The organism is Synechococcus sp. CS-205 (genome assembly GCF_025128255.1).
Taxonomy (GTDB): Bacteria; Cyanobacteriota; Cyanobacteriia; order PCC-6307; family Cyanobiaceae; genus Regnicoccus_A.
The window spans coordinates 1-26,166 of sequence record NZ_JAHLZB010000004.1; the positions used below are offsets into that span (position 1 = coordinate 1).

A 26,166-nucleotide genomic window follows, 5' to 3' on the forward strand; every position below is an offset into this window, starting at 1 on the left:
CTGCGGGCCTGCTCAACCCGCAGCGACGGCAGCCGAGCCCGGATCGCCTGCGGCAGTTCCTGCCAGCGCGCAGCTGGCCAGTCGGGTTCCGTTGAGGTGGGCTGGGGGGTCGGAGCCAGCAGCAGCAGGGGACCATCCCCTGCCGGTGCGGTGGCCACGGCCTTCTCGAGGGCGGTTTTGGGCAGGCCGAGGCGGAACCCGGCGGCATCGAGAGGCACGCCGATCGGCCGCAGCCAGGCCTCCAGGGTCTGGTTCGGCCAGCCGGGCTGGCGGTTCACCGTGGTGGTGGCCGAGAAGCCCCCCGTCGCGATCCGGGTGGGGATGTGGCCGAGGGAGAGCATCAGATCGATCGGCCAGCCACTGCCCAGATTCAGGCAGACCTGGAAATCGGGCTCACGAACACCGCCGAGCAGGTTGGCCCAGTCGGCCAGGCTGACCCCCTGATTGAAGCCGTAGGAGAGCACTTTCTCCACTGCCGGCAGCAGCTTCCAGGCCGCGGACACCTCGGCGGGACAGGCCACCTGCACCTGGGCGTTGAGATGGCTGGCGACGGCGGCCACGGCCGGAAGGGCCTGGAGCTGGGTTGCCATGCCGCCCGGAATCAGTACAAGAACACGCATCGGAGCGGCGGCTGGAAGGCGGCGGGCGGCCTGATTGTATGAATCTGGTCTGGTTTGTCCGCAGCGCGGGAGTCCCTTGTGCATTTGCTGATCGCCGCCGCCGGCAGCGGCCGCCGGATGGGGGGGGAGCGCAACAAGCTGCTCCTGCCTGTGGCGGGGCGCCCCGTGCTGGCCTGGACCCTGGAGGCGGCCCTGGCCACTGCGGAAATCAGCTGGATCGGCCTGGTGGGCCAGAGCCGGGACCAGGCGGATGTGGAGGCCCTGGTGACTGCAGCGGAGCCGGATCGGCCCGTGTGCTGGATCGAGGGGGGCGAGACTCGGCAGGATTCAGTCCGCCTGGGCCTGGCGGCCTTGCCGCCGGAAGCCGAGGCTGTGTTGATCCATGACGGCGCCCGTTGCCTCGTGGAGCCGGATCTGATCAGCCGCTGCGCTGCCGCCGCCGCTCGGGGTGAGGCGGTGATCGCGGCGGTGCCGGTGTCGGACACGATCAAACGGGTGGCCGCCGATGGCCTGATCGTGGACACTCCCGATCGTCAGGCCCTCTGGGCGGCACAGACGCCCCAGGGTTTTCCCGTGGACCAGCTGCGCCGCGGCCATGCCAGAGCTGCAGCCGGAGGCTGGAGTGTGACCGACGACGCCTCCCTGTTCGAGCGACTCGGCTGGCCGGTGCGGGTGATCGAGGCCGCGGCCTCGAACATCAAGCTCACCACTCCCTTCGATCTCACCATCGCCGAGGCGGTGCTGGGCGAGCGCAGCGGCGCGAGCGTCTGAGTCCCCAGCTGATTCAGAGCAGCAGACTCAGCTCTGCGCTCCCGCCATCCAGGCGGCAGGGCACCCCCAGGGGAAGGGCCGCGTTGCCGGGCTCATGGCCCACCGGCAGCCCGGCGACCACGGGGATGCCCAGATCGGCGGTGCGCTCCCGCAGCACCTGCTCCAGGCTGAAGCGCTCCCCGGCGCTGACCCCCTCCCCGTCGGGCTCCTCACAATCCTGGAAGCTGCCGAAGCCGATTCCGGCCAGCTGCTGCAGGGCGCCGCAGAGGCGCCAGTGGGTGAGCATGCGCTCGATCCGGTACGGGGCCTCGCCCACGTCTTCCAGGAGCAGCACCGCTCCCTCCAGGTCTGGGAGGTGCTCCGTGCCCAGCAGATGGGTGGCGACGGTGAGGTTGGCCACCAGCAGGGGCCCCTCGGCTTGCCCGCCCTGCCACGGTGTCCCCTGCAACGGGTCCGGCACTTCTCCGAACAGCAGTTGGCGCAGCCGCTCCTGGCTCCAGGGCGGCTCGGCCGCCAGGGTGGTGACCATCGGGCCGTGGACCGCGCCGCGCAGGCCCTTGGCCTGCTGGGCCAGCAGCAGGGAGGTCACATCCGAGAAGCCCAGCAACCACCCCTCCGGGAGGGGCAGGGGCCCCTCCAGCAGCCTCGCCGCACCCCAGCCACCACGAACACAGGCCAGCAGAGCGGGCGGGTCACCGGTGGCTGCCTGCGCCGAGGGCAGCAGGTCGGCCAGGCGTTCCTGATCGCGGCCGGCCAGGTACCCCCAACGCCGCTCAGGGGCGAAGGGAAGGTCCACCTCAAGCCCCCACCCCTCAAGCATGGCCATGCCCGCCTCCAGACGCTGACACTCCGCCAGGGCTGAGCTGGCGGCCACCAGCCTCACCCGGTCTCCCGGTCGCAGTGGTGGTGGCAACCAGTCGCTCATGTCCCGCGTCCCAGCACCAGGGCCAGGAGGAGAAGGGCGCCAAGCTGCACCTGGCGGCTGAAATGCTCCCCGAAGCGGGAGCGGGGAGGTTGCCCTCGCAGCCGAAGGGCTTCCCGCAGCATCCCGGCGGCGGCCAGCGTCCACAGCGGCCAGAAGATCCAGTGCACCCCGGCCGCGCTGGCGGCGCCCGCCAGCAGCAGAGCGGCCGCCGCATAGCAAAGCCCCACCACGCCAGCCGCCGCCTCTCCCAGGCTGAGGGCGCTGCTGCGGATGCCCAGGGCAGCGTCATCGGTCCGGTCGGCCATGGCATAGACGGTGTCGAAGCCGAAGGTCCACAGCAGCGTGGCCAGCCAGGTCAGCGGCAGGGGCCAGCCCCCTCCCAGGCTGGCCGTGGCGGCCGCCCAGGGGATCAGCACCGCGAACCCCCAGCAGAGGGCGAGCACCATCTGGGGAAAGGCGAACCAGCGTTTGGCGGAGGGGTAGATCAGCACCGGTGGCAAGGCGGCTGTCGCCAGGGCCAGGCAGAGACCACGGCTGGCCGCCGGCAGCAGCAGCACCACAGCCAGGGCCACCAGAAGGCAAGCCAGCAGCAGCACCATCGCCTCGGCCACCCCAACCCGGCCACTGGCCAGGGGGCGCCGCCGTGTGCGCTCCACCAGCGGATCGATGCGGCGGTCCCAGAGGTCGTTGGCCACGCAGCCGGCGCCGCTCACCGCCAGGCCACCGGCCACGATCAGGGCCACCAGGGAGAGCTCTGGCGGCGCCAGGGGGGAGAGCCAGAGGGCCCAGCCGGCCGGGATCAGCAGGATCAGACGTCCGCTGGGCTTGTGCCAGCGCAGCAGCTCGAACCAACCCCGCAGGGAGGCGCGGATGTTCATTGGCGCAGGTTACGGCCCTTCCGTTCAGGGCAAGGCCATGGCTGAGGCAGGGGCATCCGGTTGGGGTCTTCGGTGGCAAAGTGGCGCGGTCCGTGACGGCTGGTCGCCCGATGGCCCCTCCCGACCTCGCCACCACGGAGGTGGCTCCTGTCCGCCAGGTCCCCGGCGTCGGGATCAGGCATGTGGCGGCCATCGACATCGGCACCAACTCCATTCACCTGCTGATCGCGGCGGTGAATCCGGAGTTGCGCAGCTTTCAGCTGGTGCTGGCGGAAAAGTCGACCACCCGCCTGGGGGAGCGGGACCCGGAGACAGGCGACCTGACCCCGGAGGCGATCGAGCGGGCGTTCATCGCCCTGCGCCACTGCCGCCAACTGGCGGAGAGCCATGGGGTGGAGCAGATCCTCACCGCTGCCACCAGCGCGGTGCGGGAGGCGCCCAATGGTCGTTTGTTCGTGCAGGCGGTCCAGGAACAACTGGGCCTGGAGGTGGATCTGGTCAGCGGCCAGGAAGAGGCGCGTCTGATCTACCTCGGGGTGCTCTCAGGCATGGCCTTCGGCGAGACCCCCCACCTGATCCTCGACATCGGCGGCGGCTCCACTGAGCTGATCCTTGCCGACGGCGGGGATGCCCGTGAACTCACCAGCACCCGCATCGGCGCCGTGCGGTTGCAACGGGACTTCATCCGGGAAGACCCCTTGCCGCCGGCCAGGCTCACGTTCCTGAGGGCCTTCATCCAGGGGTCCCTGGAGCCGGCCGTGGAGCGGGTCAAGCGCCATCTGAGGCCTGGCCAGGTGCCGGTGATGGTGGGGACCAGCGGCACGGCCACGGCCCTGGCGTCACTGGTGGCCTCTGGGCAGGAGCGCACCCCCCTGCGCCTGCAGGGGTTCAGGATGAGCCGGGATCAGATCGATCAGCAGGTGAACCGGCTGGCGACGATGACACCGGAGCAACGGCGCTCCCTGGCGGCGATCAATGAACGCCGGGCAGAAATCATCGTGCCGGGTGCCCTGGTGCTGCAGCAGGCCATGGCGATGCTCCAGGCCGGGGAGATGGTGATCAGCGAGCGGGCCCTGCGCGAAGGGTTGATCGTCGACTGGATGCTCCGCCACGACCTGATCGTCGATCGCTTCGCCTACCAGAGCAGCATCCGCCGGCGCACGGTCCTGCAGCTGGCCCAGCGCTATGGCGTTGACCAGAAGCGGGCTGAGCGGGTGGCGCAGCATGCCCTCATCCTCTACGACCGTTGCCGCGGAGTGCTGCACCAGGACGAGGGCGAAGGACGGCAACTGCTCTGGGCCGCGGCGATGCTGCACGCCTGTGGTCAGCACATCAACATCGGCGCTTACCACAAGCACAGCTGGTATCTGATCCGCCACGGCGACCTGCTCGGCTACTCCGAGACGGAGCAGCTGATGGTGGCGGCGATCGCCCGCTACCACCGTCGCAGCCTTCCCAAGAAGCGCCATGAGTCCTGGTTGCTGCTGCCGGGCCGCGAGCAGAGACGCACCGTCAGCGGGATGGCCATGCTCCTGCGGCTGGCCGCGGCTCTCGATCGCCGCCCCACACCGGCAGTGGCCGGCCTGCGCATCGCCTGCAGCACCAGTGAACTGAGCATCGGCCTCGAGCCTGCCTCGCCCCTGGACCTCAGCCTCGAGCGCTGGAGCCTGCAGGGATGTGCCGAGCCCCTGGCGGAGGCCACGGGGGTGCGTCTGGTGGTGGAATCCGATGGGCGGTAGCGAGGACCACAGCGCAGGCTGCTCCCGCCCCGCCATGACGGAGCCAGGACATTCCTGATTCCAGCACCATGGATTCACCGACCGCCTTTGTGGCCGTGGCCCTTGCCGCCGTCTCCTGGGATGGGGTTCTCACCCGTGCCGGTTCGCGAGCCCTGCGCCACTCCCTCGACTATCGGGTCCCCTTCAACCAGATGGGGGATGCCGCCATGATTCAGTTGTTCGACAGCCTGCTGGCTGAGCTGCGTCGCGATGGAGCCCCCATCCTGATGGCCCGAGCAGCGCTTCAGCTGGATGCCCATGAGCGACGGACCGCCTTTGCGGTGGCCGCCGAAATCATGCGCTCCGATGGGGAATTGGTGGCTCAGGAACAGCAGATCCTCTCCGATCTTGCTGCTCAACTGGACCTCGATCCCAGCGATTCGGCCCGCATTCTTGAGGTGATGGACATCCTCCACGCCGAGCTGATCACCAGCCCTGTGTTGGCCTGAGCGCGATCCCCCGGTCAGGGAAGATGGACGCAGTGAACAGGCCTGAATCTGAGAATGGGCGATACTGGATTCGAACCAGTGACCCCTTCCGTGTGAAGGAAGTGCGCTACCGCTGTGCTAATCGCCCGCACCTGTTGATCCTAAAACACCGTGGTTCACCCCCCTGATCCGCCGGCCTTGGCCACGGCCTTGGCAGGGCGGAACAGGTGGTCATGGCTGGCGGAGTAGAGCCTGGATCGTGCCAGCTCCGGGGCCGCCAGGGCAGGGCTGACCACGTAGAGCGTGGTGCGGATCAACTGCCGCTCCCGGCTGACGGCCGCCATCTGCTCCAGGGGCACCACCTGCAGCCACTGATCCGGCCAGCTCACGCGGTAGCCGATCGCCACGGGCGTGTCGGCGGGGTAGTGCTCCAGCAGCTCCTGCTGGACCGATTCAACGTGGCGGGCGCTGAGGTAGAGACAGAGCGAGGCCCGCAGGGAAGCCAGCTGTGCCAGCGATTCCCGCTCCGGCACGCCGGTGCGGCCACTGGCCCGGCTGAGCACGATCGTCTGGACGAGTCCGGGGATGGTGAGCTCGGCCTTCAGGGCTGCGGCCGTGGCCTGGTAGGCGCTCAGGCCCGGCACCACCTCCACGGCCAGCTCAGCATCGGCCAGGCGGCAGATCTGCTCCGCCAGGGCTCCGTAGAGGCAGGGATCACCGTCGTGGAGGCGCACCACCCGCAGGCCGGCACGTGCTCGCTCCACCACCAGCGCCATCACCTCTTCAAGGGTGAGAGTGCTGGTGCGGATGCTTTCGCAGTGGGTGGGCGCCAGGGCGGCGATCTGAGGCGACACCAGGGAATCGGTCCACACCAGCACGTCGGCGGTCTGAACGGCGCGGGTGGCGCGCACGGTCATCAGGTCGACGGCTCCGGGGCCTGCCCCCACGATCAACACAGGCCCCGGGGGCTCTCTGCCTGAAGAAGCCGGCAGAGGCGTTGGCAGGTTGGATGATCCGCTCAAGAGGGGTTCCACGGCTGGGGGGGAGCTCCACCAGGATCAGGCAGGGGACGGTGCTGGCCGTAGATCAGCCAGAGACCCACACTCCCGAGGACGATCAGCAGCAGGCTCATCAGCTGGGCCATGCGCAGCCCCCCCTCGCAGAAGGGTGGGCTGGAGAACAGGCAGAGGGGGTCGGTGCGCAGCCCTTCGATCCATAGCCTGCCGAGGCTGTAGCTCACCAGGTACACGCAGCTCAGAGCTCCGGCGGGCAGCTTGATCCTGCCCTTGGCTCCCGCTCGGAACAGGATCAGCAGCAGTGCCACCACCCCCAGATTCCAGAGGGATTCATAGAGAAACGTGGGGTGGAAATACTGTTGATCGAGGAAAGGGGCCGGCCTGTTGAGGGTGGGGATGTAGAGCTTCCAGGGCAGATCGGTGGGCAGACCGAAGGCCTCGGAATTGAAGAAGTTTCCCCAGCGCCCGATCGCCTGCCCCAGGGCCACGGAGGGGACAAGCACGTCGAGCAGGTTCCAGAAGGCCAGCTTGCGCCAGCGGCAGTAGGCGATGACCGCCACAGTGCCACCGATCAGGGCCCCATGGATGGCGATGCCCCCGCGCCAGATGGCCAGGGCCTCCAGCCAGTTGAGCTGGTACTGCCGCCATTCCAGGAGCACGTAGTAAAGACGGGCGCCCAGCACGGCCGCCAGCACCAGCAGGGGAAGCAGGTCGGCGATCAGTACGGGGTCGATGCCCCGGGCCTGTCCGAGCCTGGTGGCCAGCAGCAGACCGATCAGCACCGCCAGGGCAATCAGCAGGCCGTACCAGCGCAGGGAAAAGGGGCCGAGCTGAAAGATCAGGGGCCCCGGTGAGGTGAACACGGCCATGGCCGTGGCCGGGGAGAGAAACACCAACGAATCCACTCAGGCGAACGGCAAAGCGGCCAAGGCTCAGATGCCTTCGGCAGCCTGGACTTTCTCGAACTGCTTCTTCTTCAGCACCAGCATGATCTGGGCCAGGGCCACAACAGCGAAGAAGGCCAGCATGCCGTAGAGGCGAACGGGATTCTGAAGGACGATTTCTGCGTCCAGCTGACCGAATCCACCCACGTTGGGGTCATCGGAGAGGGCGGATCCGGCCGTGACGCTGTCGCCCACCGCCACGGTCAGCATGGGTCCAGCAGGAACCGTTTCGCTGACGCTCTGGCCGTCGGCCGTGCTGATCTCCACCACCGAGGCTCCGTTCTCGCCGGGAGTGATGGCGGCGATGGTGCCGTCCACGGAAGCGTTGAAGATGCCGTTGTTGCTCTTCTCACCGGTGGGATACACCTGGCCGCGGCCACGGTTGCCGCCCACGTGGATCGAGTACTTGCCGAAGTGAATCGAGCTGTCGCTGCCGGGATCAGGAGAAAGGATCGGGAAGACGATCTCCTGGTGCTGGTCACCAGGGATGGGGCCTACCAGCAGGATGTTGGGATCGTCGTCGCTGTACTGGGTGAAGTAAACCCCGGCAGTCTCCTCCTTCAGCTCCTCGCTCATTCGCTCCTGCGGGGCCATCTTGAAGCCGTCGGGGAGCATCACCACTGCACCGACATTGAGCCCTGAGCGACTGCCATCGGCACCCACCTGCTGCAGGGAGGTGTCGTAGGGGATTTTGACCACCGCCTTGAAGACGGTGTCGGGCATCACGGCCTGAGGGACCTCCACCTGGGTGGCCTTCTTGGCCAGGTGGCAGTTGGCGCAGACGATCTTGCCTGTGGCTTCACGGGGACTGGCGTAGTTCTGCTGGGCCCAGAACGGATAGGCCCAGCTGGCCTGGGGAGCGAGCAGCAGGGCAGCGGTGACGAGCAGGGAGCTCAGCAGCAGGGAGAGGGAGCGGCGCATGGGGGGTGGGCGAACGGGCGACGAAGGAGAGGGAGAACGCGGTGGATCAGGCCCACCAGGGCTTGTCGCCGGTGCGGAAGTCGGTGTCGCTCCACTGGCTCAGGAACACGGTGTCGTTCTCGACCGTGACGTTTGCCAGGGCCAGGGAGAGGGGGGCAGGACCGCGAACCACCTTGCCGGTGGCGTCGTACTGGCTGCCGTGGCAGGGGCAGACGAACTTGTTGGCACCGCTGTTCCAGGGCACGACGCAGCCCAGGTGGGTGCAGATGGCGTTGATGCCGTAGCTGCCGATCGCCTCTGGACCCTCCACCAGCAGGTAGGTGGGATCACCCTTGAGACCCTGCACCAGACTGCGATCGCCTTCCTTGTGGGTGGAGAGCCAGCCGCTGGCGGTGACGGTATCGCCCAGTTCATCCTTGGCGGCAGTGCCGCCGCCGCTGCCGGCCGCCCTGGGGGGAATGAAGTAGTTGACCACCGGGTACAGAGCCCCCAGTGCCACCCCGGTGACCGTGCCGAAGGTGAGCAGATTCATGAACTGCCGACGACCCATTCCGGGCACATCGCTCACAGGGATCTGGGTCATACGAGGCGTTCCTTGGTGCCGAAGCAACGTGCCGCCCATTATGACCGTTGCCCCTCCGGCCACCGAGGGCCATTCCAGGGGTATGCCCGGTTGCCGCAACATGCTGTTGTCACACCCATCGGTGCGCTGCCCCCGCCGTCATCCCTGTTGACCGATTCCGCCGCTCCCTTCGCGTCCACGCCACTTCAGTACGAGGAAGTGATCGCGTTGTTGCGCTCCCGCTGGCAGGCCTCCTATGACCTGCAGCTGGTTCAGCGTCGGGGCCGCCTGTACCTGCAGGTGATGTGGGCCTACCTCGAGCAGCAGTCCTTCCCCCTCGAGGCCGACGCCTATGAAGCCCGTCTGCGGGAGCTGGTGGAAGTGCTCAACAACCTCCGAGTGGGGGAGCAGGTGCGGGCGTGGCTGAGCACCACTCGGGACCGTCCGAGGCTGGGTAAGGCGATGAGCCTGGCTCTGGAACCCGCCGCTGATGGCCGCAGCAGCGAGTTCCTGCTCTGATGGCCGCGGCATCGGAGGGTCCAGAGCCGCCAATGCCAGGGGCCAGGCGGATCAGGATCAGGCGGGTTGGGCTCGCACCTGCTCCACCAGCGCCACCAGTGCCACCCCGATCAGAAACAGCGCCGTGATCGCACCGGTGAGCAGGAGCATCGTGACAGGGTCGGTGGACGGGGTGAGCACGGCGCCAGCGAGGGCGGAGCCCAGCACCACCCAGCGCCAGGCCCCCAGCATCGTGCGGGACCTCACCAACCCGAAAGCCCCGAGCAGCAGTTGGAGCACAGGCAGCTCAAAGGCCAGACCGGTGGCCACCATCAACAGCAGCACGAAGTCGAGGTAGCGCTCGATCGACCAGATCGGCTCCACCACATCGGCGCCATAGCTCACCAGGAAGCGCAGGGCCGCGGGCACCAGCGCCCACCAGGCGAAGGCCAGACCTGCCATGAACAGCACCGCTGAGGCCGCCACCGCGGGCGCCACCAGCCGTCGCTCCCGCCGGGTCAGGCCGGGCAGCACGAAACAGAGCAGCTCATAGAGGATGTAGGGAAGCACCAGGGTGAGGCCGGCATAACCGGCCACCTTGATGGAGACGAACAGGAATTCACCCGGAGCCAGCTGCAGGAAGCGCATGCCCGCGGCCGGCACCTGCAACAGCTGAACCAGGGGCCGCACCAGCACCAGGCAGAGGACCGCCGAGACCACCAGAGCCAGCAGGCTGCGCAGCACACGCCGCCTCAGCTCCTCCAGGTGTTCCAGCAGGCTCATCTCCACCTCGCCGGGGAACTCATCCGGGCGGCTGACATGGATGGGAGCCGGCGGAGGCAGGGCGGTTTCTGTGGCAGCGCCGCCGGATTTGGATGGGGTTGGTTCGCTCATGGCCCTGGCTCCGCTGGGACCTTAGGCAAGGATTCCGCCGCGGCGAGCCAGTGGGCAGCCCGCTCCGGCGAAGCCCAGACCACCTCCCCTCCCCTGTAGGTCACAGTGCCTGCAGCGGCACCGGCGATTCGTTGCAGCTGATCGCAGGGCACCTTCAGAACCGGCACCCGCCCATTGTGACGGGCACGGCTGAAGTGGGCAGCCAGATCAGCAGCCAGCTGAAGGTCCTCCTCTGCCGCCACCGCCACCGAGGCCTTGAGCATCACATGACTGCCCGGGCACTCCTGGGCATGGAACCAGAGGTCACCGCGGCGGGCCTGGCGCAGGCTGATCCACTCGTTCTGGCGGTGATTGCGGCCCACCTGCACCCGCAGGCCGCCGGGAGTGAGCAGCTCCAGGGGTGATGGTGTTCCTGCTGAGGAGGTTGGGGGCGGACCGCGCCGGGAGGAGAGGCGACCATCGCGACCTCCCCTGGTCAGCAGCTCCTCGCTTTCCTGTTCGAGGGCCTCCAGCTGGCTCAGGGCCTCCTTGAGTGCTCCGGCCTGGTGGCTGCGGCCGGGGACGATCTCAGTGCCATGCAGGGCAAGGAAGGCCAGGCTGGCCTCGATCCGCTCCAGCTGCCGCTGATGCAGCTCCAGCCGGGGAGTGATCGAGGCCACCGAGCGCCGTAGCCGCCGGGCCTGCCGGTAGAGGGCCTGGGCCTCAGCCACCTGGTCACGGCTGGGGGCAGCCAGGCAGAGCAGGGCGTCGGCGCGCCGGCGCAGATCATCACCGCTCTCCACCTGATCGAGCAGGGTCTGCTGCTGCTGGAGCTGGCGTTCTTCACGCTCCCTGGCGGCGAGCAGCTTCAGCTGCAGGCTCTGGCGGCGCCGCTGCAGCTCCCCTTGTCCCAGCCGCTGGTGGTAGTAAGCCGCCAGGGGGGCGTTCACGGGGCCTCTGCTGGCAGTTCCCCAGCAGCGGAAGTGGCTTGAGCTGCCAGCGCTGCTGCTGGAGTCGTCCACTCCCCAGCCGAAGCGCTCATGCTCCAGGTCCTGCAGCCAGCGCTGCCAGCGACCCCAGAGCTGATCCCATTGCTCCTGAGTGAGGGAGCACACCGGCTGGGCCAGCAGCGCCCCCGACGCCTCGGGCTCCTCACCGGCCAGTTGCAGTGCCAGGGCCGGACTGATTCCCTGGTAGGTCTGCTGCAGAGCCTGGCGCAGGGATACCGGCACCAGCTGCAGTCGCCGCTGCCAGCGCCCGTTGGGCTCCTCAAGGCTTGGAGGATCCGACTGCAGGGCCGGAGGGCGCACATAGGTGGAGCCACTGGTGATCGGCCGCAACCTTGACTGCTGCTCCCGCACCTGGCGGGCCAGGCTCACCACCCGTCCCTGGGCGTCAAGCAGGAACACGTTGCTGTGGCGGCCCATCAGCTCCACCACCAGGCGGCGGCCACTGGGCTCCCCTGGCCGGGGCGCGAAATGAAGATCCACCACCCGCTCGAAGCCCTCCTGCTCGATCGCCACCAGGGCCAGCCCCGCCAGGCCGTGCTGCAACACGCGGGCCAGGGTGCTGCCGTCCCCCTGCTTGGGCGGTGGATCGATGGCCAGCAGACGTGGAGCCTGCGCCAGCCAGCTGATCTCCAGCCAGCGCAGCCCCCGAAGGGTCCGCAGTCCCAGTTGCAGGGTGTGGGGATCGCTCTGCTGGGCCTTCTCGAAGCGGGCCGGCACCAGCTCGGGACGCAACTCCGCCAGCACCGCCCGCAGGGTGGTGAGGTCCATGGCCTGGATGGCGAGGGCTGGCTGGGTCTGGGGCGCCATGGGCTGCCGCTCCACGCCGGAGCGTGCGGTTGGGGCCTCTACTCTGCTGGCCAGCCGAAGCTCCCCATGGGTTCGCCTTCAACGCCAGGACGGCTCACTGTGATCAGCGGTCCCAGCGGCGTGGGCAAGGGCACGCTGGTGGACGCCCTGTTGCAGCGGCATCCCTCCCTCTGGCTGTCGGTGTCGGCGACCACCCGTACGCCCAGGCCTGGTGAGATCGATGGGGTGACCTACCGGTTTCTGGATCGCGAGCGCTTCGAGACCCAGGTTCAGGCGGGTGGCTTCCTGGAGTGGGCCAAGTTCGCCGGCAACCTCTACGGCACGCCGCGGGGTCCCGTGGAAGAGCATCTGGCCCAGGGACACCCGGTGTTGCTGGAGATCGAGCTGGAGGGGGCCCGTCAGGTGCGGCGCAGTTTTCCGGCAGGGTTTCAGGTCTTCATCAAGCCCCCCAGCTTCGAGGAGCTGGAGCGGCGCATCCGGGGACGCGGCACCGAGCTGGAGGAGGCCATCCAGCGGCGGCTCGCTCGCGCCCACCAGGAGCTGGAGGCTGAAACGGAATTCGATGCTGTGCTGGTGAACGGAGACCTGGAGCAGGCGATCTCCAGCCTGGAGGCGTTGCTCAACCTCGGCTGAATCAGACCCATCCAGCCAGGTGGCCTTTCGCCAACAAAAAACGGCCCTCTCGGGCCGCCTAAGGCTCTGCAAGTGCCGAGAGGCCTGCCTTGACAGTTTTCGTTGCTCGTTGTGCTCCGGATTCAGAGGGGATGGAAGAGCAGGTCGGGGAAGAAGCGGTTGAATTCGATCATGATCCCGGCGGTGATCGTGAACCAGATGGCGGCGAACACCGGGGCGGTGGTCAGGAATTTCTTCATGGAGGCATCCCCGGTAGGGGGGCTGGAGAAGGTGGGGTGGTGCGGCTGGAAAGGGAGCGGAGCCGGTGGCCGGAACGGCCTCCCGACCTTTGAACCGCTCCCTCACAGGCTCAGCGCGGAGAGACGGTGACTTTGTTGTCCGACTCCAGCAGCTTGCCGCTGGTGAACTCGCCGAAGGCGGCCAGGGGCCAGGTGGCTGCGGCCAGGGTGCTCTTGAGGGCGAGGGGCAGATCGATCTGGATCTCACGCATGGTGGCGTCCTTGCTGCCACGGATGGCCTGCAGATAGGAACGACCTGCCCAGCCGATGCAGCCGGCGATGTAGAGGAAAGCGATGCCGGGGATCATGAAATCGCCCGCATGGCTCCAGCGTCCGTCCACGATCAGGTGGGGGAGACCATCGGGGCCGCAAACGGCCTGGCTGTACATCTCGAAGCGGGCCTGGGCCTGCGGCGTGGCCGCGGAGCTGGCCCGTTGCTGGAAGCGTGGGCTCTCAGCGCAGGGGGTGAGCCCGGCCACGTCGGCGTTGGCCACGGAGGCGAACCCGAACAGCAGCAAGGCGGAAATCAGAACGGCGAAAAGACGGCGCATCGTGTCCGGTTCCGGGGAAAAGGCCTGCCGGAAGGCAGGATGTCACTCGCGGACAGTAGGGGACTTCCCTGGAGCCGATGCCCACCGTTCTGGCCCTCGAAACAAGTTGTGACGAGTCAGCGGCTGCGGTTGTGCGCGATTGCACGGTGCTGGCCAGCGCCGTGGCCTCCCAGGTGGAGGAGCATGCCCTCTGGGGGGGTGTGGTGCCGGAAATCGCCTCCCGGCGCCATGTGGAAGCTCTGCCTCAGCTGGTGGAGCGGGTGATGGCGGAGTCGTCCCTGAGTTACGCCGAACTCGATGGGATCGCCGCCACGGTGGCGCCGGGGCTGGTGGGGGCTCTGCTGGTGGGTTCAATCACCGGCCGTACCCTCGCCCGGCTGCACGATCTGCCGTTCCTGGGGGTGCATCACCTGGAGGGACACCTCTGCTCGGTGCAGCTCGGGGAGCCCCTGCCGGCCGGTCCCTACCTGGTGCTGCTGGTGAGCGGTGGTCATACCGAGCTGGTGCGGGTGGAGGAGGTCGGGGTCTACCAGCGGCTCGGCCGCAGCCACGACGACGCCGCCGGTGAAGCCTTCGACAAGGTGGCGAGGCTGCTGGGGCTCGGCTATCCCGGCGGCCCCGCGATTCAGGTCGAGGCGGCTTCCGGTGATCCCGGACGCTTCTCCTTGCCCAAGGGCAGGGTCTCCCGGCCTCAGGGCGGCTTTCATCCCTACGACTTCAGCTTCAGTGGCCTCAAGACCGCGGTGCTGCGCCTGGTCCAGCGCCTGGAGCAGGACCCTCGGGACCTGCCCGTGGCCGACATCGCCGCCAGTTTCGAGAGGGTGGTGTCAGAGGTGCTGGTTGAGCGCAGCTGCCGCTGCGCCCAGGATCAGGGGCTGGAAACCGTGGTGCTGGTGGGTGGTGTGGCGGCGAACCGCAGGCTGCGGCAGTGCATGGAGGAGCGCTGCGGCGCCCTGGGCCTCCAGTGGCGCGTTGCTCCCCTGGCCTACTGCACCGACAACGCCGCCATGATCGGCGTGGCTGCCGCCGCCCGGCTGGCCGGCGGGGCCCGCAGTGGCACCGATCTGGGGGTGATGGCGCGTCTTCCTCTCGAGGAGGCCTCTCGCCTTTACGAAACGCGGTGAGGCTGTTAACGCCTTTACAGTGTTTCAACTCTGTCTTGGGACGAGAACAGATGGCCCCTGCTGAGATCAGCGAGAACCGGCTCGAGCCCGTCGACGTCGACCCCCAGGAACTCAACGCCTGGCGCCGAGGTTTCACCCCCCAGGCCGAGATCTGGAACGGACGTCTGGCCATGCTCGGCCTGTCCCTGGGATTGGCCAGTCTGCTGCTGATCCGACTGGTCGCCGGCTCCTGAGCAGCCGACCATCCATCAGCTGATGCGTCCGCGCAGGGTCTGGGCCAGTTCGTTCGGCTTCAGGCTGTGGGTGAGAGCTTCCTCGGGCTCCACCTGTCCCGCTTCTACCAGTGCAGCCAGCGATTGGTTGATCGTCTGCATCCCGTCGAATGCACTTCGCGCCATGATCTGCTCCACCTCGTCGAGGTCTCCGCGCTGGATGTAGTCGCGGCAGGCTTCGGTGTTCACGAGTAGATCGTGGTAGGCCAGGCGTCCACCATCCCGGGTCCGGATCAGCCCCTGGGAGATCACCGCCAGCAGGGATTCCGCCAGCTCCCGGCGCATCTGCTCCTTGCTCTCAGGAGGAAACAGGCCCATCACCCGATCCACCGAGCGCACGGCTGAGTTGGTGTGTAGCGTGCCGAACACCAGGTGACCGGTCTGGGCCGCTTCGAGGGCGGTGGACAGCGTGTCACGGTCACGGATTTCACCGATCAGGATCACATCGGGATCTTCCCGGAGCGCCGCCCGCAGGGCGGTGTGGAATTGTTTGGTGTGACGGCCCACCTCGCGCTGGCGGATCAGGCAGGTGTCGCTGGTGTGCACGAATTCGACCGGGTCTTCGATCGTGATGACGTGTTTAGCCGCGGTCCGGTTGATCCAGTCGATCATCGCCGCCAAGGTGGTGCTCTTGCCGCAGCCCGTGGGACCGGTCATCAGCACCAGGCCCTTGGGGTAGGTGGCCAGCTCCTTCAGCACTGCCGGCATGAAGAGCTGATCCAGGGTCGGCGCCATCAGGGGGATCAGCCGCAGCACCATGGCCGGTCCCCGCAGGCTCTCCAGCAGGTTGATGCGGATCCGCGCGAAGGGGAAGGCATGCGCTGCGTCGAAGTCAAGGTCGTGGCGGAAGCGATCGAGCTGGGTGGGCGGCAGGATTTCACTCAGCCAGCGCCAGAACTGCTCCTGGTCGGTGATCGGCCATCCCGTCTGCAGCATCACCCCCAGGTGGCGGTACCGGGGTGATTCCCCCACGCTGATGTGCACATCGGAGTAGCCGCTGGCTTCAGCGATGGCCACGATCTCCTCGAGGCTGGCCGGCAGATCGCCGAAGTCAGGCCTTTGGGGAGCCGCAACGGCGGGGGCAGGTGCCGGAGGAGCCGGTGGTGGTGGAGGTACTGGGTTTGATCGGGTGGCGGCCATGGCCAGGGGAGTGCCTGGGCTCTCGATCGGGTTCACGGCTGAGGTGCGGCCAGTGAGCTCAGCATTGCTCGAAACAGCTGCCCTGTCATGTGGAGGCCCCCAGGTCGCTTCCCTAGGATCCCTTCCACCGCCACGGCTCCTTGACCGCCACCGCACCGCTCGTGAGCATCGTGCTGGGCACCCGGCCCGAAGCGATCAAACTGGCGCCGGTGATTCTGGCGTTTCAGCGCGATCCGGGCTTCCGCACCCGGGTGGTGCTCACTGGTCAGCACCGGGAGATGGTGGCCCAGGTGATGGATCTCTTCGGGCTCACCCCCGATCGCGATCTGGCCCTGATGGCCCCGAAGCAGACCCTCACCCATGTCACCTGCGCGGCTCTGCAGGGATTGCGGGAGGAGTTCCTGGAGCACCGCCCGGCGCTGGTGCTGGTGCAGGGCGACACCACCACCGCCTTCGCCTCGGCTCTGGCCGCCTTTTACGAGCAGATCCCCGTGGGCCATGTGGAGGCCGGGTTGCGCACGGACAATCTGCTTGACCCCTTCCCGGAGGAGGCCAACCGCCGCCTGATTTCCCAGGTGGCCCAGCTGCACTTCGCCCCCACCGGCGTCTCCGAGGCGAACCTGAAGGCTTCCGGTGTGGTGGGGGAGATTCTGGTCACGGGAAACACCGTGATCGATGCGCTGCTGCTGATGGCCGCCACGGCCCCATTGCCCCAGTTTCCAGGCCTCGACTGGGAGCGTCAGCGGGTGATCCTGGCCACCGTCCACCGCCGTGAGAACTGGGGAGAGCGCCTCACCAGCATCGGAGACGGGTTCCGCCAGCTGCTGGATCGCCATCCCGATACGGCCCTTCTGCTGCCCTTGCACCGCAACCCCACCGTGCGCGAGCCGCTGCAGGAACTGCTGGGCGACCATCCCCGTGCCGTGCTCTGTGAGCCGCTCGATTACGACCGGCTGGTGGGTGCGATCCGGGGCTGCACCCTGCTGCTCTCCGATTCCGGTGGCCTGCAGGAAGAAGCCCCGGCCCTGGGAAAGCCGGTGCTGGTGCTGCGGCGCACCACGGAGCGGCCCGAGGCGGTCAGCGCCGGAACGGCCCGGCTGATCGGCACCGACAGCGAGGCGATCGTGACTGAAGCCAGCCTGCTGCTGGATGATCCGGTGGCCTATGCGGCGATGGCCCAGGCCCATAACCCCTTCGGTGACGGCCAGGCCAGCGGCCGGATCCTGGAGGCCAGTCGGGCCTTCCTGGGTTGAGTCGTTCCCGGCTCCGGCGTCAGCCAGCCTTCAGGAGCGCGGTTCCTTGGCCCAGGGGGGGAGGTCGATGAACACCCGGGTGCCTTGCTCGAGGCCCGTGAGGATCTGGGTGTTGCGCCCGCTGCTGGAGCCCAGGGTGACGGGCTGGAAGCGGGGCTGGTTGTCCTTCCCCACCAGCAGAACCCCAGGCCGTCCGTCTTCGGTGACCACCGCCACCGTGGGCACCAGGGTCTGGGGAGGCAGGCTGCCGGTCTGAAAGTCGATGTCGGCGGTCATGCCGATGCGCAGCAGATTGTCGGGATCGGTGAGGGCGAGTTTCACCTCGAAGGAGGTGACGTTGTTGTTCTTGACCGCCCGGGGCGCCACCTGGATCACCCGTGCGGCGAAGCGACGGTCGGGGAAGGCATCCACACGCACACTGGCGCTCTGGCCGATGTTGATCCGGCCGATGTCGTTCTCGGGCACCTTGGCCACCACTTCAAGCCCCTGGGCCAGTTCCACCACGGAGGAGCTGGAGGCGCCGGCATTGGCCGAGGCTGAGGTGGTGGGAGTCACGAAGGCGCCGGGATCGGCGAAACGTTGGGTGATCAGACCGTCGAAGGGGGCCCGGATTGTCAGCTCATCCCTCTCCACCGTGCGCTGGTTGAAGCGCTTGCGGGCCACATCCAGGGTGGCCCGGGCCGTGAGCGCACGGGTGCGGAAGGAGACGATGTCGTCCTCGCTGATCGCCCCCTCCTCAAACAGTTTGACGCGGCGTTCGTAATCCGAGCGGGCGCGACGCTCTTCCGCCTCGGCCAGGCGCACCTGGGCCTCCAGCTCCAGCTCCCGCTGGCGGAGGTCACCGCTGTCCATCTGGGCGATGGGCTGGCCCTGGCGGACCCGATCACCTTCATCCACGAACAGTGATTCGAGAACTCCGCCCCGCTTCGGGCTGACGTTCACGCTGCGTCCCGCTTCCAGCTCGCCGCTGGCGCTGACCACCCCGGGGAGCGTGCCCCGCTGGGCCACCACGGTGAAGTCGGCCAGGTTGCTGCGCTTGGCGGCCTGCCGCTGCCGCTGCCAGAAGAGACCTCCACCAACGATCACCAGCAGGGCCACGGCCCCTGCGGCCAGTCGGCGCCGCCAGCGGCGGCGCGACGTGAGGCCGCCATCTCCCGGAGCACCCATGGTCACGCTGGGGTTCAGCGGAGCCTGGGCCGGCTTCGGGGTGGGGGGTTGTTCGAGCATGCGCGTGGCGATGGCCGTGCTCCGTTCGCTGCGACCAGTCTTCCTGGTGGGGCCATCAACTGTGGCTTCAGGCCCTGGAGGGGGTCCCGTCTAGATTCCGGCCATGCTCAAAGCCGGAATCGTGGGTCTGCCCAATGTGGGCAAATCGACCCTCTTCAACGCCCTGGTGGCAAACGCCCAGGCCCAGGCTGCCAACTTCCCCTTCTGCACGATCGAGCCCAATGTGGGCGTGGTGGCCGTGCCCGACGGGCGTCTGCAGAAACTCTCGGATCTCTCCAGCTCCAAGGAGATCATCCCCACCCGGGTGGAGTTCGTCGACATTGCCGGCCTGGTCAAGGGGGCCAGCCAGGGGGAGGGCCTGGGCAACAAGTTCCTGGCCAACATCCGCGAGGTGGACGCGATCGTGCACGTGGTGCGTTGCTTCGAGGACGACGACGTGATCCACGTGTCCGGTGAGGTGGATCCGGTGCGAGATGCCGAGGTGATCAACCTGGAGCTGGGATTGGCGGATCTGAGCCAGATCGAGAAGCGTCGCGAGCGGTTGAAGAAGCAGGTCCGCACCAGCAAGGAGGCCCAAGCCGAGGATGCGGTTCTGGCGCGGATCCAGGCGGAGCTCGAGCAGGGCGGTGCCGCCCGAAGCGTGGCGCTGGGGGCGGAGGAGGAGCTGATGGTCAAGCCCCTTGGGCTGCTCACTGCCAAGCCGATCATCTATGCCACCAACGTTTCGGAAGACGACCTGGCCGAGGGCAATGCCTTCAGCCGCGCCGTGGAAGCGCTGGCGCAGAAAGAAGGCGCTGAGGTCGTGCGCATCTCGGCCCAGGTGGAGGCGGAACTGGTGGAACTCGGTGATGCCGAACGCGCCGATTATCTCGAGGGACTGGGGGTGAGCGAGGGCGGGCTGCAGAGCCTGATCCAGGCCACCTATCGGCTGCTCGGTCTTCGCACCTACTTCACCACCGGTGAGAAGGAAACCCGTGCCTGGACGATCACCGCCGGCATGACGGCTCCCCAGTCTGCAGGGGTGATCCACACCGACTTCGAGCGGGGTTTCATCCGTGCTCAGACGGTGGCTTACGCCCAACTGCTGGAGGCGGGCTCTATGCCCGAGGCCCGTAACCGCGGCTGGCTGCGCAGCGAGGGCAAGGACTACGTGGTGCAGGAAGGTGATGTGATGGAGTTCCTGTTCAACGTCTGATCAGGGCTGATGGCTTCACTCCGGAATCGCAGATGCCGTTGGCCTGTTCGTGGTCAGTCGTTTGATCGGTAGTCGCACGAGTGAGATCACGGGTTGATGGTGAGGTTGATGGTCCATGGCGGGCCTCCGTCCCGGCGGTGTTCCAGGCCAGGGGCGAGAATGGCCTCAGCTGCAGCGGCCGGTGATGCCCTCAACCCAGACGTCCCCCGCCAACGATCCGGAAGCGCGCATCGATCCTGCCGCTCCCGCGGATCACCCCCACAACTTCGACGTCCAGAAGGAACTGCACCAGCGGATCCGCAACGATCCTGACTACGACGACTGGGAGTACGGCACCGAGCCGCTCCCCCATGAGTCGGAAGCCTGGATCCGTGACCAGAAGGCCAAAGAGAAGAGAACCTGACCCGGCGCGACGGCAGTCAGGGCTCTCGTTGGACCCGCCGCTGACTGTGGTGGGGATGGGAGCGGTTGAGCTCCCCCACCAGCAGCAATCCCAGCAGGCTCAACACCGACATCAGCAGCCAAAGGCCGGCCCCGTGTCGCTGGTGCTCCAGCATCCAGCCCCCCACCAGAGGTGCCAGGAAGGCACTGATGGCGAAGCACTGGGAGAACAGGGCCATGGCCATCCCCTGATGGGACACCGGCGTGATCTCGATCACCGCTTCGCTGGCTGTCGGCAGGAAGGCCGCCGCGGCCGCCGCCAGGGGCACCTGGGCCAGAACAAGCAGGGGGAGGTTCTGCCATCCCAGGCTGGAGACGGCCAGCAGCAGGCTGCCAAGCGCAAAGCCCAACAGACTCCAGCCCAGCCCGAAGGCCACCGGCCGCTCCGACAGCCAGCGCCCCAGGGGCCATTGGAAGGCCAGCAGCAGCGTCAGTTGCAGGCCCAGCAGCAGGGCTCCCAGGCTCTCGGGCAGTGGCGCCCGCTCCAGTCCACCCCGCACCAGATCCAGCGGCAGAGCGCTCTGAAGCAGCGACACCATGGCTGTCGCCAGCAGCGTCACCCCCAGCAGCGGCAGCAGGGGTCTCACCCACTGGCGCCAGTTGAGCCGGCGCTCCTGGCCACTGGCGGCCACTGCCGTGGGCAGCGGTGAACGCAGCAGCAGGGTGATCACCACCGCCATGCAGGCGATGTCGACCAGATAGATGCCTCGCAGGTGCCTGCTCCCCGCCAGCGCGGCCCCGAGCAGCACCCCAAGGGCGACCCCGAGGGCATCACCGGTTCGGACCAGGGCATAGGCACGGCTGGAGGCCAGGGGCGGCGCGCTCAGTGGCACCGCCAGCTCGATCGCCGGCCAGTAGATCCCCATCGCCGTGCCCAGCAGCACCTGCCCCTGCAGGTAGGCGGCGAAGCTGTCCGCACTCAGCAGCCGGCTGTCGGCCAGCACCGAGAGGAGGGCCGCCAGCAGCACCGGCCGGGTGGTGCAGAGCCCACGATCCAGCCACCAACCACTGAACAGCCGCCCCGCCGTCCCGGCAACGGCGGCGGCGGCCAGGCCCTGGCCCACGGCCAGAGGCGAGAACTGCGCTTGGTGGAACACCACAGGGGTGAGGTAAAGGATTCCGCCGCCACCGAAACTGCCCACCAGCCGGATCACTGTCAGCTCGCGCAGTGGCGCGGGAAACTGGGACCACCAGATTGGTTGGCTTGCTCCTGCCTGCGGCTCTGTCACAACACGTCCGTCGTTGGCTGGCACTCGTGGCCAGTCTGCTGGTGGGCACGACGCCGACCTTGGCGGGTGGCGCCACCCTGGCTGCCGATCGGCTGGATGTGCGGCTCGATGGCCTGTCGCTGCCGGTCGACCTGAATCAGCTCGATGCCTGGAGCCGGGACCCCAAGGGGAGTCACAGCGAACTGGGGGTCTGGTTCGAGCTGCTCAATGAGCGCAGCCGCAACGATCTGCGCTCTTTGCTGCGGGCTCCTCTTCTGCCCGATCGCGCCCTGGCCAAGCAGCTGCTCCAGAGCTGGACAGGCCGCCAGCTCCTCGAGGAGGTGGGGGAGCTGTTCGCCGGGGGCCAGCCTGGCAGCGGCGTTGTGCTGCTGACCACCCTGCGCGAGCTCCTGCAACGTCCCGAGCCGATCCGGTTCGTGGAACTGCTGCTGGCGGTCCCCACCCCGAGCCTCACCCTCGATCTCGATGGGTTGTTGCAGTTGGCGGATCTCTGGCGCCGGCAGCTGGAAGATCAGTCCCTGGCCCTGCGTCGCCTGCGGGACCTGCCACTGCGGCCTCGGGAGATCTCCGACACCCGGGCACGGCTGGCGGCGATCCAGCCCACCCCCAGGCCCACAACCCTCTCGCTGACGGTGGCTCACCGGGCAGCGCCGCTGGAGCTGGAGCTCTGGCCCACCGTCACGGAACGTGAGGGGGCCTGGGTGCTGCTGATGCCGGGCCTCGGTGGCAGCAGCGCCCAGCTGAGCTGGTTGGCCCAGGGACTGGCGGCCCGTGGCTGGCCCGTGCTGGTGATCGAGCACCCCGGCAGCAACGAACGGGCGGTGCGTCAGATGCTCGATGGGCAGCGGCCCCCTCCGGGGGCGGAAACCCTTCCCGATCGTCTCGCCGATGTGGAGGCGGTGCTGGCCGCTGAGCGACAGGGCCAGATTCCCCGCCTGGGTGACTCGGTGGTGTTGATGGGGCACTCGATGGGAGGACTTTCTTCGCTTCTCTCCAGTGGTCTGCGCCCCGTTCCCGGTCTGGCCCAGCGTTGTGAGCGGGATCTGGAGGTGATCCCCCTGATCAACATCTCCAGGCTGCTGCAGTGTCAGCTGCAGGAGGTGCCCCTGCCAGAGCCCGTACGCGAGGGCTCCAGGACCGTGGCCGCCGTGGTGAGCCTGAACGGGTTCGGAAGTCTGCTCTGGCCCGGTCATGGCCTTGAGCAGCTCAAGGCGCCTCTGCTGATCGTTGGAGGCGGGCTGGATCTGGTCACGCCGCCGGTGAGTGAGCAGCTGGGTCTGTTCCTTCAGCACCCGGATCTTCGCAGTCGTCTGGTGATGGTGGAAGGCGGCAGCCACTTTTCCGCTGTGCGGATCAAGGAGCAGGATCAGGCCCTCTGGCGGCTCGGCGATGGTCTGGTGGGGATGGAGCCGGTGAGGGTTCAGAACCTGTTGCTGAGCCTCACCTCCGACTTCCTCACTTCGCTGGACGGGAGCATCCCGATGGCTCCGCAACGGCGCAGCCGCGAGGGCATCACGGCCTATGTGCTCGATGGCCGCAGCGCCCGACGCTGGCGCAGCCACATCAGTCGCTGAAGGACCGGAGTCAGAAGCGGATGCGTGGATCCAGCACGGCCACCAGGATGTCGACAGTCACACTCACCAGCACCACCAGGGCTGCCACCACCACCACGATGCCCTGCACCAGCGGATAGTCACGCTGGCCGATGGCCTCCTGCAGCCGGAAGGCGATCCCGGGCCATGAATAGGTGACTTCAATCAGCAGGGCGCCACCGATCAGGGAGGCCACGGTGATCCCCGTGATCGTGAGGACAGGCAGCAGGGCATTGGGCAGGGCATGGCGCAGCACCACCCGGGTTTCACTGAGGCCACGGCTGCGGGCCGCCTCCACGTAGTCGGAGGCCAGCGCCCGTCGCAGATTGAGGCGCAGGGCGTTGGTGAAGATCCCGCTGAGCAGCAGAGCCAGGGTGCAGGCGGGCAACACCAGGTGCCGGACCGCTCCGCCGAGCTGCTGCCAGTTCCCGCCCCCCGGGCCGCTGAGCAGGCTGTCGAGCAGGTAGAAGCCGGTGCCCTGCGGCGGCAGCAGCGTGGCCGGGAAGCGGCCGCCCACCGGCAGCCAGCCCAGCCACACCGCGAAGATCAGCTGCACCACCATCGCTGCCCAGAAGGGTGGCAGGGCGTAGGTGCCGATGCCGTAGAGCCGGCCGGCCAGATCAAGCTTGCCCTCGGGCCGGGCAATGCCGGAGAAGCCCACGGCCAGCCCCAGCACAGCGGCCAGGAGGAGAGCCGTCAGCCCCAGCTCCAGGCTGGCCGGCAGGCTCTGGCTGATGATCCGGCTCACCGGCTCCTGGCTGTTCAGCGATTCGCCCAGATCGCCCCGCAGCAGATTCAGCAGGAAGTGGCCGTACTGCTGCAGCAGGGGTTGATCCAGGCCCAGCTGACTGCGCAGGGCGGCACGGGCCGCCTCCGGCGCCCGGGTGCCGAGCACCGCATCCACCGGATCACCGGGGGCCACGCGCAGCAACAGAAACACCAGGCTGGCGATCAGCAACAGCATCACCGGCACCAGGGCCAGGCGGGCCGCCAGGTAGCGGGCCAGGGCGCGGCGGCGGCTCATGGCAGGAGCTGGAGGTCTTGGAGCAGCAGGCGGCCGTTGCCGTCGAAGCGGGGCGGAGCCAGCCTGCGCTGGGCCCAGGCCCTGGGCGTCACCAGCCACAGGGGCAGGTAGGGGGCGGCGGCGGCGGTGCGCCGTTCGATGGCCTGCAGCAGCTCCAGCCGTTCGCTCCCCACCAGTCCTTCGCTGCGCAGCAGATCCTCTTGCAGGCCAGGGGCGGTCCAGAAGCTGCCGCTCAGGGCGCTCTCACCCTGCAGGCAGTGATCGCCCACGGACTCGCTGCAGCTGAGCAGGGGGAACAGATAGGCCTCCGGATCCCGTACCGCACCCCGCCAGTCCAGCATCACGGCCGGGAAGGCCCCCTCTCCGAGTTGCCGGTACACCGTGGTCGACTCCATTCCGTTGGGCTGGAGCACGATGCAGTCCCCCAGATCGCGCGCAAGCTGAGCCTGCCAGGTGAGCACCATCAGGCGGTCGGACGGGATGTTGGAGCGGAAGGTGAGCGGCAGCTCCATCTGCCGGCCCTCGCAGTAGCCCGCCTGGCGGAACAGGCGGCGGGCCTTGTCCGGGGCATAGGCGGGCCAGATCTGCCGCTTGGCGCCGCTCACCGCCGGGGGCACGAGATTGCGCAGAGGGCTGCGCAGCCCCTGGCTCACGCGTTCGCTGATGCGCTCCCGATCGAGGCTGTGGGCCAGGGCCTGGCGCAGGTTGGGGTCGTTGAAGGGCGGCTGCTGGGTGTGGAGGGTGAGGTAGCCGATCTCCAGGGCCGGTCCCTGGCCCTCCCGCAGCTCCCCCTGCCCCGCCTGCTGCTGCAGGGCCTGCTGGTGGTCTTCGTGCAGGCCCGTGGAGAGGAGCACATCCACCTCACCGCTGCGCATGGCGCCGTAGAGGGCGGTGGAGTTGCCCAGGCTGATCAGAACGATGCCGTCGTTACGGGGTGGCGTGCCCCAGTAGCGATCGAAGGGTTCCAGCCGCTGCTGCTGGTCGCTGAAGAAGCTCAGCCGGTAGGGGCCTGTCCCCACGAAACGGTCACTCAGGGCCCGCTCGCCGTAGTCGCGATAGGCCCGGGGGGAGACCGGCGTGATGTTGATCGTGCTCAGCAGCTGGGGGAGCACCGTGGTGGGGCGCTTGAGGCGCAGTTCCAGCAGGTGCGGGCCAGCGGCCCGCACCGCAGCGAGGCGCTCGTTGAGCAGGTAGCTGAGGGTGCCGATCTCCAGGAACCGCTCCAGGCTGAACACCATCGCGGCTGCGTCAAAGGGGGTGCCGTCGTGGAACAGCACATCCCGCCGCAGGGGGATCGTGACCGTCAGCCCGTCCGGGCTGACGCGGGGGAGTTCGGCGGCCAGGGCGGGCACCACAGCGCCATCGGCGGCGAGGCGGTAGAGCGGGTCTCCCACGGCGCTGAGCAGCTGGGTGGCACCGAAGGTGGAGGCTCTGACCGGGTCCACAGACCCCACCCGGGCACTGGTGGCCACCACCAGGCGCCCGCCGGGTCGGTGCGGCTGGCAGCCCAGCAGCAGGACCAGCAGAGCCCCCAGCAGGCAGAGCGGGCTCAGCCCCTTCAAGGCAGGCAAGGCGTGCAGGGTGCTCCCGGATGCTCAGAGGCGCCCATTCAAGACCGTGAGGGGCAACCCTGGGAATGGGGCCGATGGGGAAGCTCCACCTGAGCGATCGGCACTTCGAACACCGGTGAGCCGTGCCGTGCCAGGGGCCAGCGGCGCACCCAGCAACGATCGCGGGGGATGTCCACGCCGATCACCTGGTACAGGGTCCCCTGGGAAGGGGAGGTGTCGCCGGGGCGGGGCGCGGATTGACCGGAGTGCCTCTCGATGGTCCAGGTGGAGGGGTTATCGCCATTCGGGAGTCCGGCGCTGAGGGCCAGATCGGTGACGAGATGAACGCAGTCACCCTGGTGAAGGGTCATGGCGGTCGCGGGATCGTGGGGCGAGCGGCAGCCCTGATCAGGACTGGCAGGAAAGGCGGTCAGGGCTGGGAACCGGGAAGGGCAGGAGAGGTGGAGGGATTGGGGCGTTGTTGTGAACACAGGGTTCCGCAGGGGAGATGCGCCTGGCGTTCAAGCTGGACAGGTAGCTGCTGGAGGTCAGCGGATGACCATCCCATCAATATTTGCGGAATTTGCGGAATGTTTCCATATTGCCTCCGCCCAGCCCCTGCCCGT

28 protein-coding genes and 1 tRNA gene are annotated in these 26,166 nt (G+C 68.1%); 11 read left to right on the forward strand and 18 right to left on the reverse strand.

What is annotated here, in order from left to right; translation table 11 throughout:
* A partial coding sequence (locus KQ297_RS00195) for a glycosyltransferase family 9 protein (RefSeq protein ID WP_259737648.1) occupies window positions 1-620 on the reverse strand: 620 nt, incomplete at its 3' end.
* Window positions 621-698: 78 nt separating this feature from the next.
* On the opposite strand from KQ297_RS00195, the gene ispD reads away from it, so the two are divergent.
* Complete coding sequence (gene ispD / locus KQ297_RS00200; protein ID WP_259737703.1) at window positions 699-1,391, forward strand: 2-C-methyl-D-erythritol 4-phosphate cytidylyltransferase; 693 nt, start codon at window positions 699-701, stop codon at window positions 1,389-1,391.
* A 13-nt stretch (window positions 1,392-1,404) separates the two neighbouring features.
* On the opposite strand, the gene KQ297_RS00205 is transcribed toward ispD, so the two are convergent.
* Window positions 1,405-2,316, reverse strand: a complete 912-nt coding sequence (locus KQ297_RS00205) for an LD-carboxypeptidase (RefSeq protein ID WP_259737649.1) — start codon at window positions 2,314-2,316, stop codon at window positions 1,405-1,407.
* Window positions 2,313-3,194: a 4-hydroxybenzoate polyprenyltransferase gene (locus KQ297_RS00210; RefSeq protein WP_259737650.1), complete on the reverse strand. Its 882-nt coding sequence runs from the start codon at window positions 3,192-3,194 to the stop codon at window positions 2,313-2,315. The genes KQ297_RS00205 and KQ297_RS00210 overlap by 4 nt, the downstream gene beginning before the upstream one ends.
* Before the next feature lie 110 nt (window positions 3,195-3,304).
* On the opposite strand from KQ297_RS00210, the gene KQ297_RS00215 reads away from it, so the two are divergent.
* A complete protein-coding gene (locus tag KQ297_RS00215; protein ID WP_259737651.1) occupies window positions 3,305-4,933 on the forward strand; it encodes a Ppx/GppA phosphatase family protein in 1,629 nt (542 codons plus the stop codon).
* 68 nt (window positions 4,934-5,001) lie between these two features.
* Window positions 5,002-5,421: a tellurite resistance TerB family protein gene (locus KQ297_RS00220; protein ID WP_185465888.1), complete on the forward strand. Its 420-nt coding sequence runs from the start codon at window positions 5,002-5,004 to the stop codon at window positions 5,419-5,421.
* A gap of 55 nt (window positions 5,422-5,476) precedes the next feature.
* Here KQ297_RS00220 and KQ297_RS00225 read toward each other — a convergent pair.
* From KQ297_RS00225 to petC, 5 genes are all read right to left on the reverse strand, one after another.
* Window positions 5,477-5,548, reverse strand: a tRNA-Val gene (locus KQ297_RS00225).
* 28 nt (window positions 5,549-5,576) lie between these two features.
* Window positions 5,577-6,356 carry a precorrin-4 C(11)-methyltransferase gene (gene cobM, locus KQ297_RS00230; RefSeq protein ID WP_259737704.1) on the reverse strand — a complete coding sequence of 260 codons (780 nt, stop codon included), beginning with the start codon at window positions 6,354-6,356 and terminating at the stop codon, window positions 5,577-5,579.
* Between the two features lie 62 nt (window positions 6,357-6,418).
* Entirely contained in the window at window positions 6,419-7,279 is an 861-nt protein-coding gene (lgt, locus tag KQ297_RS00235) for a prolipoprotein diacylglyceryl transferase (protein WP_259737705.1), read from the reverse strand.
* A 69-nt stretch (window positions 7,280-7,348) separates the two neighbouring features.
* Complete coding sequence (gene petA, locus KQ297_RS00240) at window positions 7,349-8,281, reverse strand: cytochrome f (protein WP_259737652.1); 933 nt, start codon at window positions 8,279-8,281, stop codon at window positions 7,349-7,351.
* 46 nt (window positions 8,282-8,327) lie between these two features.
* Window positions 8,328-8,864 carry a cytochrome b6-f complex iron-sulfur subunit gene (gene petC / locus KQ297_RS00245; protein WP_259737653.1) on the reverse strand — a complete coding sequence of 179 codons (537 nt, stop codon included), beginning with the start codon at window positions 8,862-8,864 and terminating at the stop codon, window positions 8,328-8,330.
* A gap of 147 nt (window positions 8,865-9,011) precedes the next feature.
* Between petC and KQ297_RS00250 the strand changes: the two genes are divergently transcribed.
* Window positions 9,012-9,362: a DUF3067 family protein gene (locus tag KQ297_RS00250; RefSeq protein ID WP_185474813.1), complete on the forward strand. Its 351-nt coding sequence runs from the start codon at window positions 9,012-9,014 to the stop codon at window positions 9,360-9,362.
* A gap of 57 nt (window positions 9,363-9,419) precedes the next feature.
* On the opposite strand, the gene tatC is transcribed toward KQ297_RS00250, so the two are convergent.
* Window positions 9,420-10,235 carry a twin-arginine translocase subunit TatC gene (gene tatC, locus KQ297_RS00255; protein WP_259737654.1) on the reverse strand — a complete coding sequence of 272 codons (816 nt, stop codon included), beginning with the start codon at window positions 10,233-10,235 and terminating at the stop codon, window positions 9,420-9,422.
* Window positions 10,232-12,031: an NFACT family protein gene (locus KQ297_RS00260; RefSeq protein ID WP_259737655.1), complete on the reverse strand. Its 1,800-nt coding sequence runs from the start codon at window positions 12,029-12,031 to the stop codon at window positions 10,232-10,234. The genes tatC and KQ297_RS00260 overlap by 4 nt, the downstream gene beginning before the upstream one ends.
* 66 nt (window positions 12,032-12,097) lie before the next feature.
* On the opposite strand from KQ297_RS00260, the gene gmk reads away from it, so the two are divergent.
* Window positions 12,098-12,664 (forward strand): guanylate kinase, encoded by a 567-nt coding sequence (gene gmk / locus KQ297_RS00265; protein WP_259737656.1) that lies wholly within the window; start codon window positions 12,098-12,100, stop codon window positions 12,662-12,664.
* Window positions 12,665-12,786: 122 nt separating this feature from the next.
* Here the strand turns inward: gmk and psaJ are convergent, their stop codons facing one another.
* Both psaJ and KQ297_RS00275 read right to left on the reverse strand, forming a co-directional pair.
* Complete coding sequence (psaJ, locus tag KQ297_RS00270) at window positions 12,787-12,903, reverse strand: photosystem I reaction center subunit IX (protein ID WP_185465876.1); 117 nt, start codon at window positions 12,901-12,903, stop codon at window positions 12,787-12,789.
* A 110-nt stretch (window positions 12,904-13,013) separates the two neighbouring features.
* The gene (locus KQ297_RS00275; protein WP_259737657.1) at window positions 13,014-13,493 is read right to left on the reverse strand and encodes a Photosystem I reaction center subunit III; all 480 of its coding nucleotides are present in this window, start codon (window positions 13,491-13,493) and stop codon (window positions 13,014-13,016) included.
* Window positions 13,494-13,570: 77 nt separating this feature from the next.
* On the opposite strand from KQ297_RS00275, the gene tsaD reads away from it, so the two are divergent.
* Entirely contained in the window at window positions 13,571-14,617 is a 1,047-nt protein-coding gene (gene tsaD, locus KQ297_RS00280; RefSeq protein WP_259737658.1) for a tRNA (adenosine(37)-N6)-threonylcarbamoyltransferase complex transferase subunit TsaD, read from the forward strand.
* A gap of 50 nt (window positions 14,618-14,667) precedes the next feature.
* Window positions 14,668-14,850, forward strand: coding sequence for a high light inducible protein (locus tag KQ297_RS00285; protein WP_185465870.1), 183 nt, complete (start codon window positions 14,668-14,670; stop codon window positions 14,848-14,850).
* A 15-nt stretch (window positions 14,851-14,865) separates the two neighbouring features.
* On the opposite strand, the gene KQ297_RS00290 is transcribed toward KQ297_RS00285, so the two are convergent.
* Complete coding sequence (locus tag KQ297_RS00290; protein WP_259737659.1) at window positions 14,866-16,065, reverse strand: type IV pilus twitching motility protein PilT; 1,200 nt, start codon at window positions 16,063-16,065, stop codon at window positions 14,866-14,868.
* A gap of 104 nt (window positions 16,066-16,169) precedes the next feature.
* Between KQ297_RS00290 and wecB the strand changes: the two genes are divergently transcribed.
* Complete coding sequence (wecB, locus tag KQ297_RS00295; protein ID WP_259737660.1) at window positions 16,170-17,282, forward strand: non-hydrolyzing UDP-N-acetylglucosamine 2-epimerase; 1,113 nt, start codon at window positions 16,170-16,172, stop codon at window positions 17,280-17,282.
* Window positions 17,283-17,312: 30 nt separating this feature from the next.
* On the opposite strand, the gene KQ297_RS00300 is transcribed toward wecB, so the two are convergent.
* Window positions 17,313-18,509 carry an efflux RND transporter periplasmic adaptor subunit gene (locus KQ297_RS00300; RefSeq protein ID WP_259737661.1) on the reverse strand — a complete coding sequence of 399 codons (1,197 nt, stop codon included), beginning with the start codon at window positions 18,507-18,509 and terminating at the stop codon, window positions 17,313-17,315.
* Window positions 18,510-18,612: 103 nt separating this feature from the next.
* Here KQ297_RS00300 and ychF point away from each other — a divergent pair, with 103 nt between their 5' ends.
* On the forward strand, window positions 18,613-19,704 hold the full coding sequence (gene ychF, locus KQ297_RS00305; protein ID WP_259737662.1) for a redox-regulated ATPase YchF: 1,092 nt from the start codon (window positions 18,613-18,615) through the stop codon (window positions 19,702-19,704).
* A gap of 184 nt (window positions 19,705-19,888) precedes the next feature.
* Complete coding sequence (locus tag KQ297_RS00310) at window positions 19,889-20,107, forward strand: hypothetical protein (RefSeq protein ID WP_185466931.1); 219 nt, start codon at window positions 19,889-19,891, stop codon at window positions 20,105-20,107.
* Window positions 20,108-20,123: 16 nt separating this feature from the next.
* On the opposite strand, the gene KQ297_RS00315 is transcribed toward KQ297_RS00310, so the two are convergent.
* Window positions 20,124-21,287, reverse strand: coding sequence for an MFS transporter (locus KQ297_RS00315; RefSeq protein WP_259737663.1), 1,164 nt, complete (start codon window positions 21,285-21,287; stop codon window positions 20,124-20,126).
* 128 nt (window positions 21,288-21,415) lie between these two features.
* Between KQ297_RS00315 and KQ297_RS00320 the strand changes: the two genes are divergently transcribed.
* The gene (locus KQ297_RS00320) at window positions 21,416-22,948 is read left to right on the forward strand and encodes an alpha/beta hydrolase (RefSeq protein WP_259737664.1); all 1,533 of its coding nucleotides are present in this window, start codon (window positions 21,416-21,418) and stop codon (window positions 22,946-22,948) included.
* A gap of 10 nt (window positions 22,949-22,958) precedes the next feature.
* Here the strand turns inward: KQ297_RS00320 and KQ297_RS00325 are convergent, their stop codons facing one another.
* From KQ297_RS00325 to KQ297_RS00335, 3 genes are read right to left on the reverse strand one after another with little or no spacing between them, the layout of a single operon-like run.
* Window positions 22,959-23,990 carry an ABC transporter permease gene (locus KQ297_RS00325; protein ID WP_259737665.1) on the reverse strand — a complete coding sequence of 344 codons (1,032 nt, stop codon included), beginning with the start codon at window positions 23,988-23,990 and terminating at the stop codon, window positions 22,959-22,961.
* A complete protein-coding gene (locus KQ297_RS00330; RefSeq protein ID WP_311133966.1) occupies window positions 23,987-25,561 on the reverse strand; it encodes an ABC transporter substrate-binding protein in 1,575 nt (524 codons plus the stop codon). The genes KQ297_RS00325 and KQ297_RS00330 overlap by 4 nt, the downstream gene beginning before the upstream one ends.
* Before the next feature lie 38 nt (window positions 25,562-25,599).
* Window positions 25,600-25,911: a hypothetical protein gene (locus KQ297_RS00335; RefSeq protein WP_259737712.1), complete on the reverse strand. Its 312-nt coding sequence runs from the start codon at window positions 25,909-25,911 to the stop codon at window positions 25,600-25,602.
* Between the last annotated feature and the right edge of the window lie 255 nt (window positions 25,912-26,166).

What these genes read in the sequence shown, in the direction of transcription:
- KQ297_RS00205 (WP_259737649.1), bottom strand. Translation starts at nt 2,316, where the DNA reads ATGAGCGACTGGTTGCCACCACCACTGCGACCGGGAGACCGGGTGAGG.
- KQ297_RS00210 (WP_259737650.1), bottom strand. Translation starts at nt 3,194, where the DNA reads ATGAACATCCGCGCCTCCCTGCGGGGTTGGTTCGAGCTGCTGCGCTGG.
- KQ297_RS00215 (WP_259737651.1), top strand. Translation starts at nt 3,305, where the DNA reads ATGGCCCCTCCCGACCTCGCCACCACGGAGGTGGCTCCTGTCCGCCAG.
- KQ297_RS00220 (WP_185465888.1), top strand. Translation starts at nt 5,002, where the DNA reads ATGGATTCACCGACCGCCTTTGTGGCCGTGGCCCTTGCCGCCGTCTCC.
- petA (WP_259737652.1), bottom strand. Translation starts at nt 8,281, where the DNA reads ATGCGCCGCTCCCTCTCCCTGCTGCTGAGCTCCCTGCTCGTCACCGCT.
- petC (WP_259737653.1), bottom strand. Translation starts at nt 8,864, where the DNA reads ATGACCCAGATCCCTGTGAGCGATGTGCCCGGAATGGGTCGTCGGCAG.
- tatC (WP_259737654.1), bottom strand. Translation starts at nt 10,235, where the DNA reads ATGAGCGAACCAACCCCATCCAAATCCGGCGGCGCTGCCACAGAAACC.
- KQ297_RS00260 (WP_259737655.1), bottom strand. Translation starts at nt 12,031, where the DNA reads ATGGCGCCCCAGACCCAGCCAGCCCTCGCCATCCAGGCCATGGACCTC.
- gmk (WP_259737656.1), top strand. Translation starts at nt 12,098, where the DNA reads ATGGGTTCGCCTTCAACGCCAGGACGGCTCACTGTGATCAGCGGTCCC.
- psaJ (WP_185465876.1), bottom strand. Translation starts at nt 12,903, where the DNA reads ATGAAGAAATTCCTGACCACCGCCCCGGTGTTCGCCGCCATCTGGTTC.
- KQ297_RS00275 (WP_259737657.1), bottom strand. Translation starts at nt 13,493, where the DNA reads ATGCGCCGTCTTTTCGCCGTTCTGATTTCCGCCTTGCTGCTGTTCGGG.
- tsaD (WP_259737658.1), top strand. Translation starts at nt 13,571, where the DNA reads ATGCCCACCGTTCTGGCCCTCGAAACAAGTTGTGACGAGTCAGCGGCT.
- KQ297_RS00285 (WP_185465870.1), top strand. Translation starts at nt 14,668, where the DNA reads ATGGCCCCTGCTGAGATCAGCGAGAACCGGCTCGAGCCCGTCGACGTC.
- KQ297_RS00300 (WP_259737661.1), bottom strand. Translation starts at nt 18,509, where the DNA reads ATGCTCGAACAACCCCCCACCCCGAAGCCGGCCCAGGCTCCGCTGAAC.
- ychF (WP_259737662.1), top strand. Translation starts at nt 18,613, where the DNA reads ATGCTCAAAGCCGGAATCGTGGGTCTGCCCAATGTGGGCAAATCGACC.
- KQ297_RS00310 (WP_185466931.1), top strand. Translation starts at nt 19,889, where the DNA reads ATGCCCTCAACCCAGACGTCCCCCGCCAACGATCCGGAAGCGCGCATC.
- KQ297_RS00325 (WP_259737665.1), bottom strand. Translation starts at nt 23,990, where the DNA reads ATGAGCCGCCGCCGCGCCCTGGCCCGCTACCTGGCGGCCCGCCTGGCC.
- KQ297_RS00335 (WP_259737712.1), bottom strand. Translation starts at nt 25,911, where the DNA reads ATGACCCTTCACCAGGGTGACTGCGTTCATCTCGTCACCGATCTGGCC.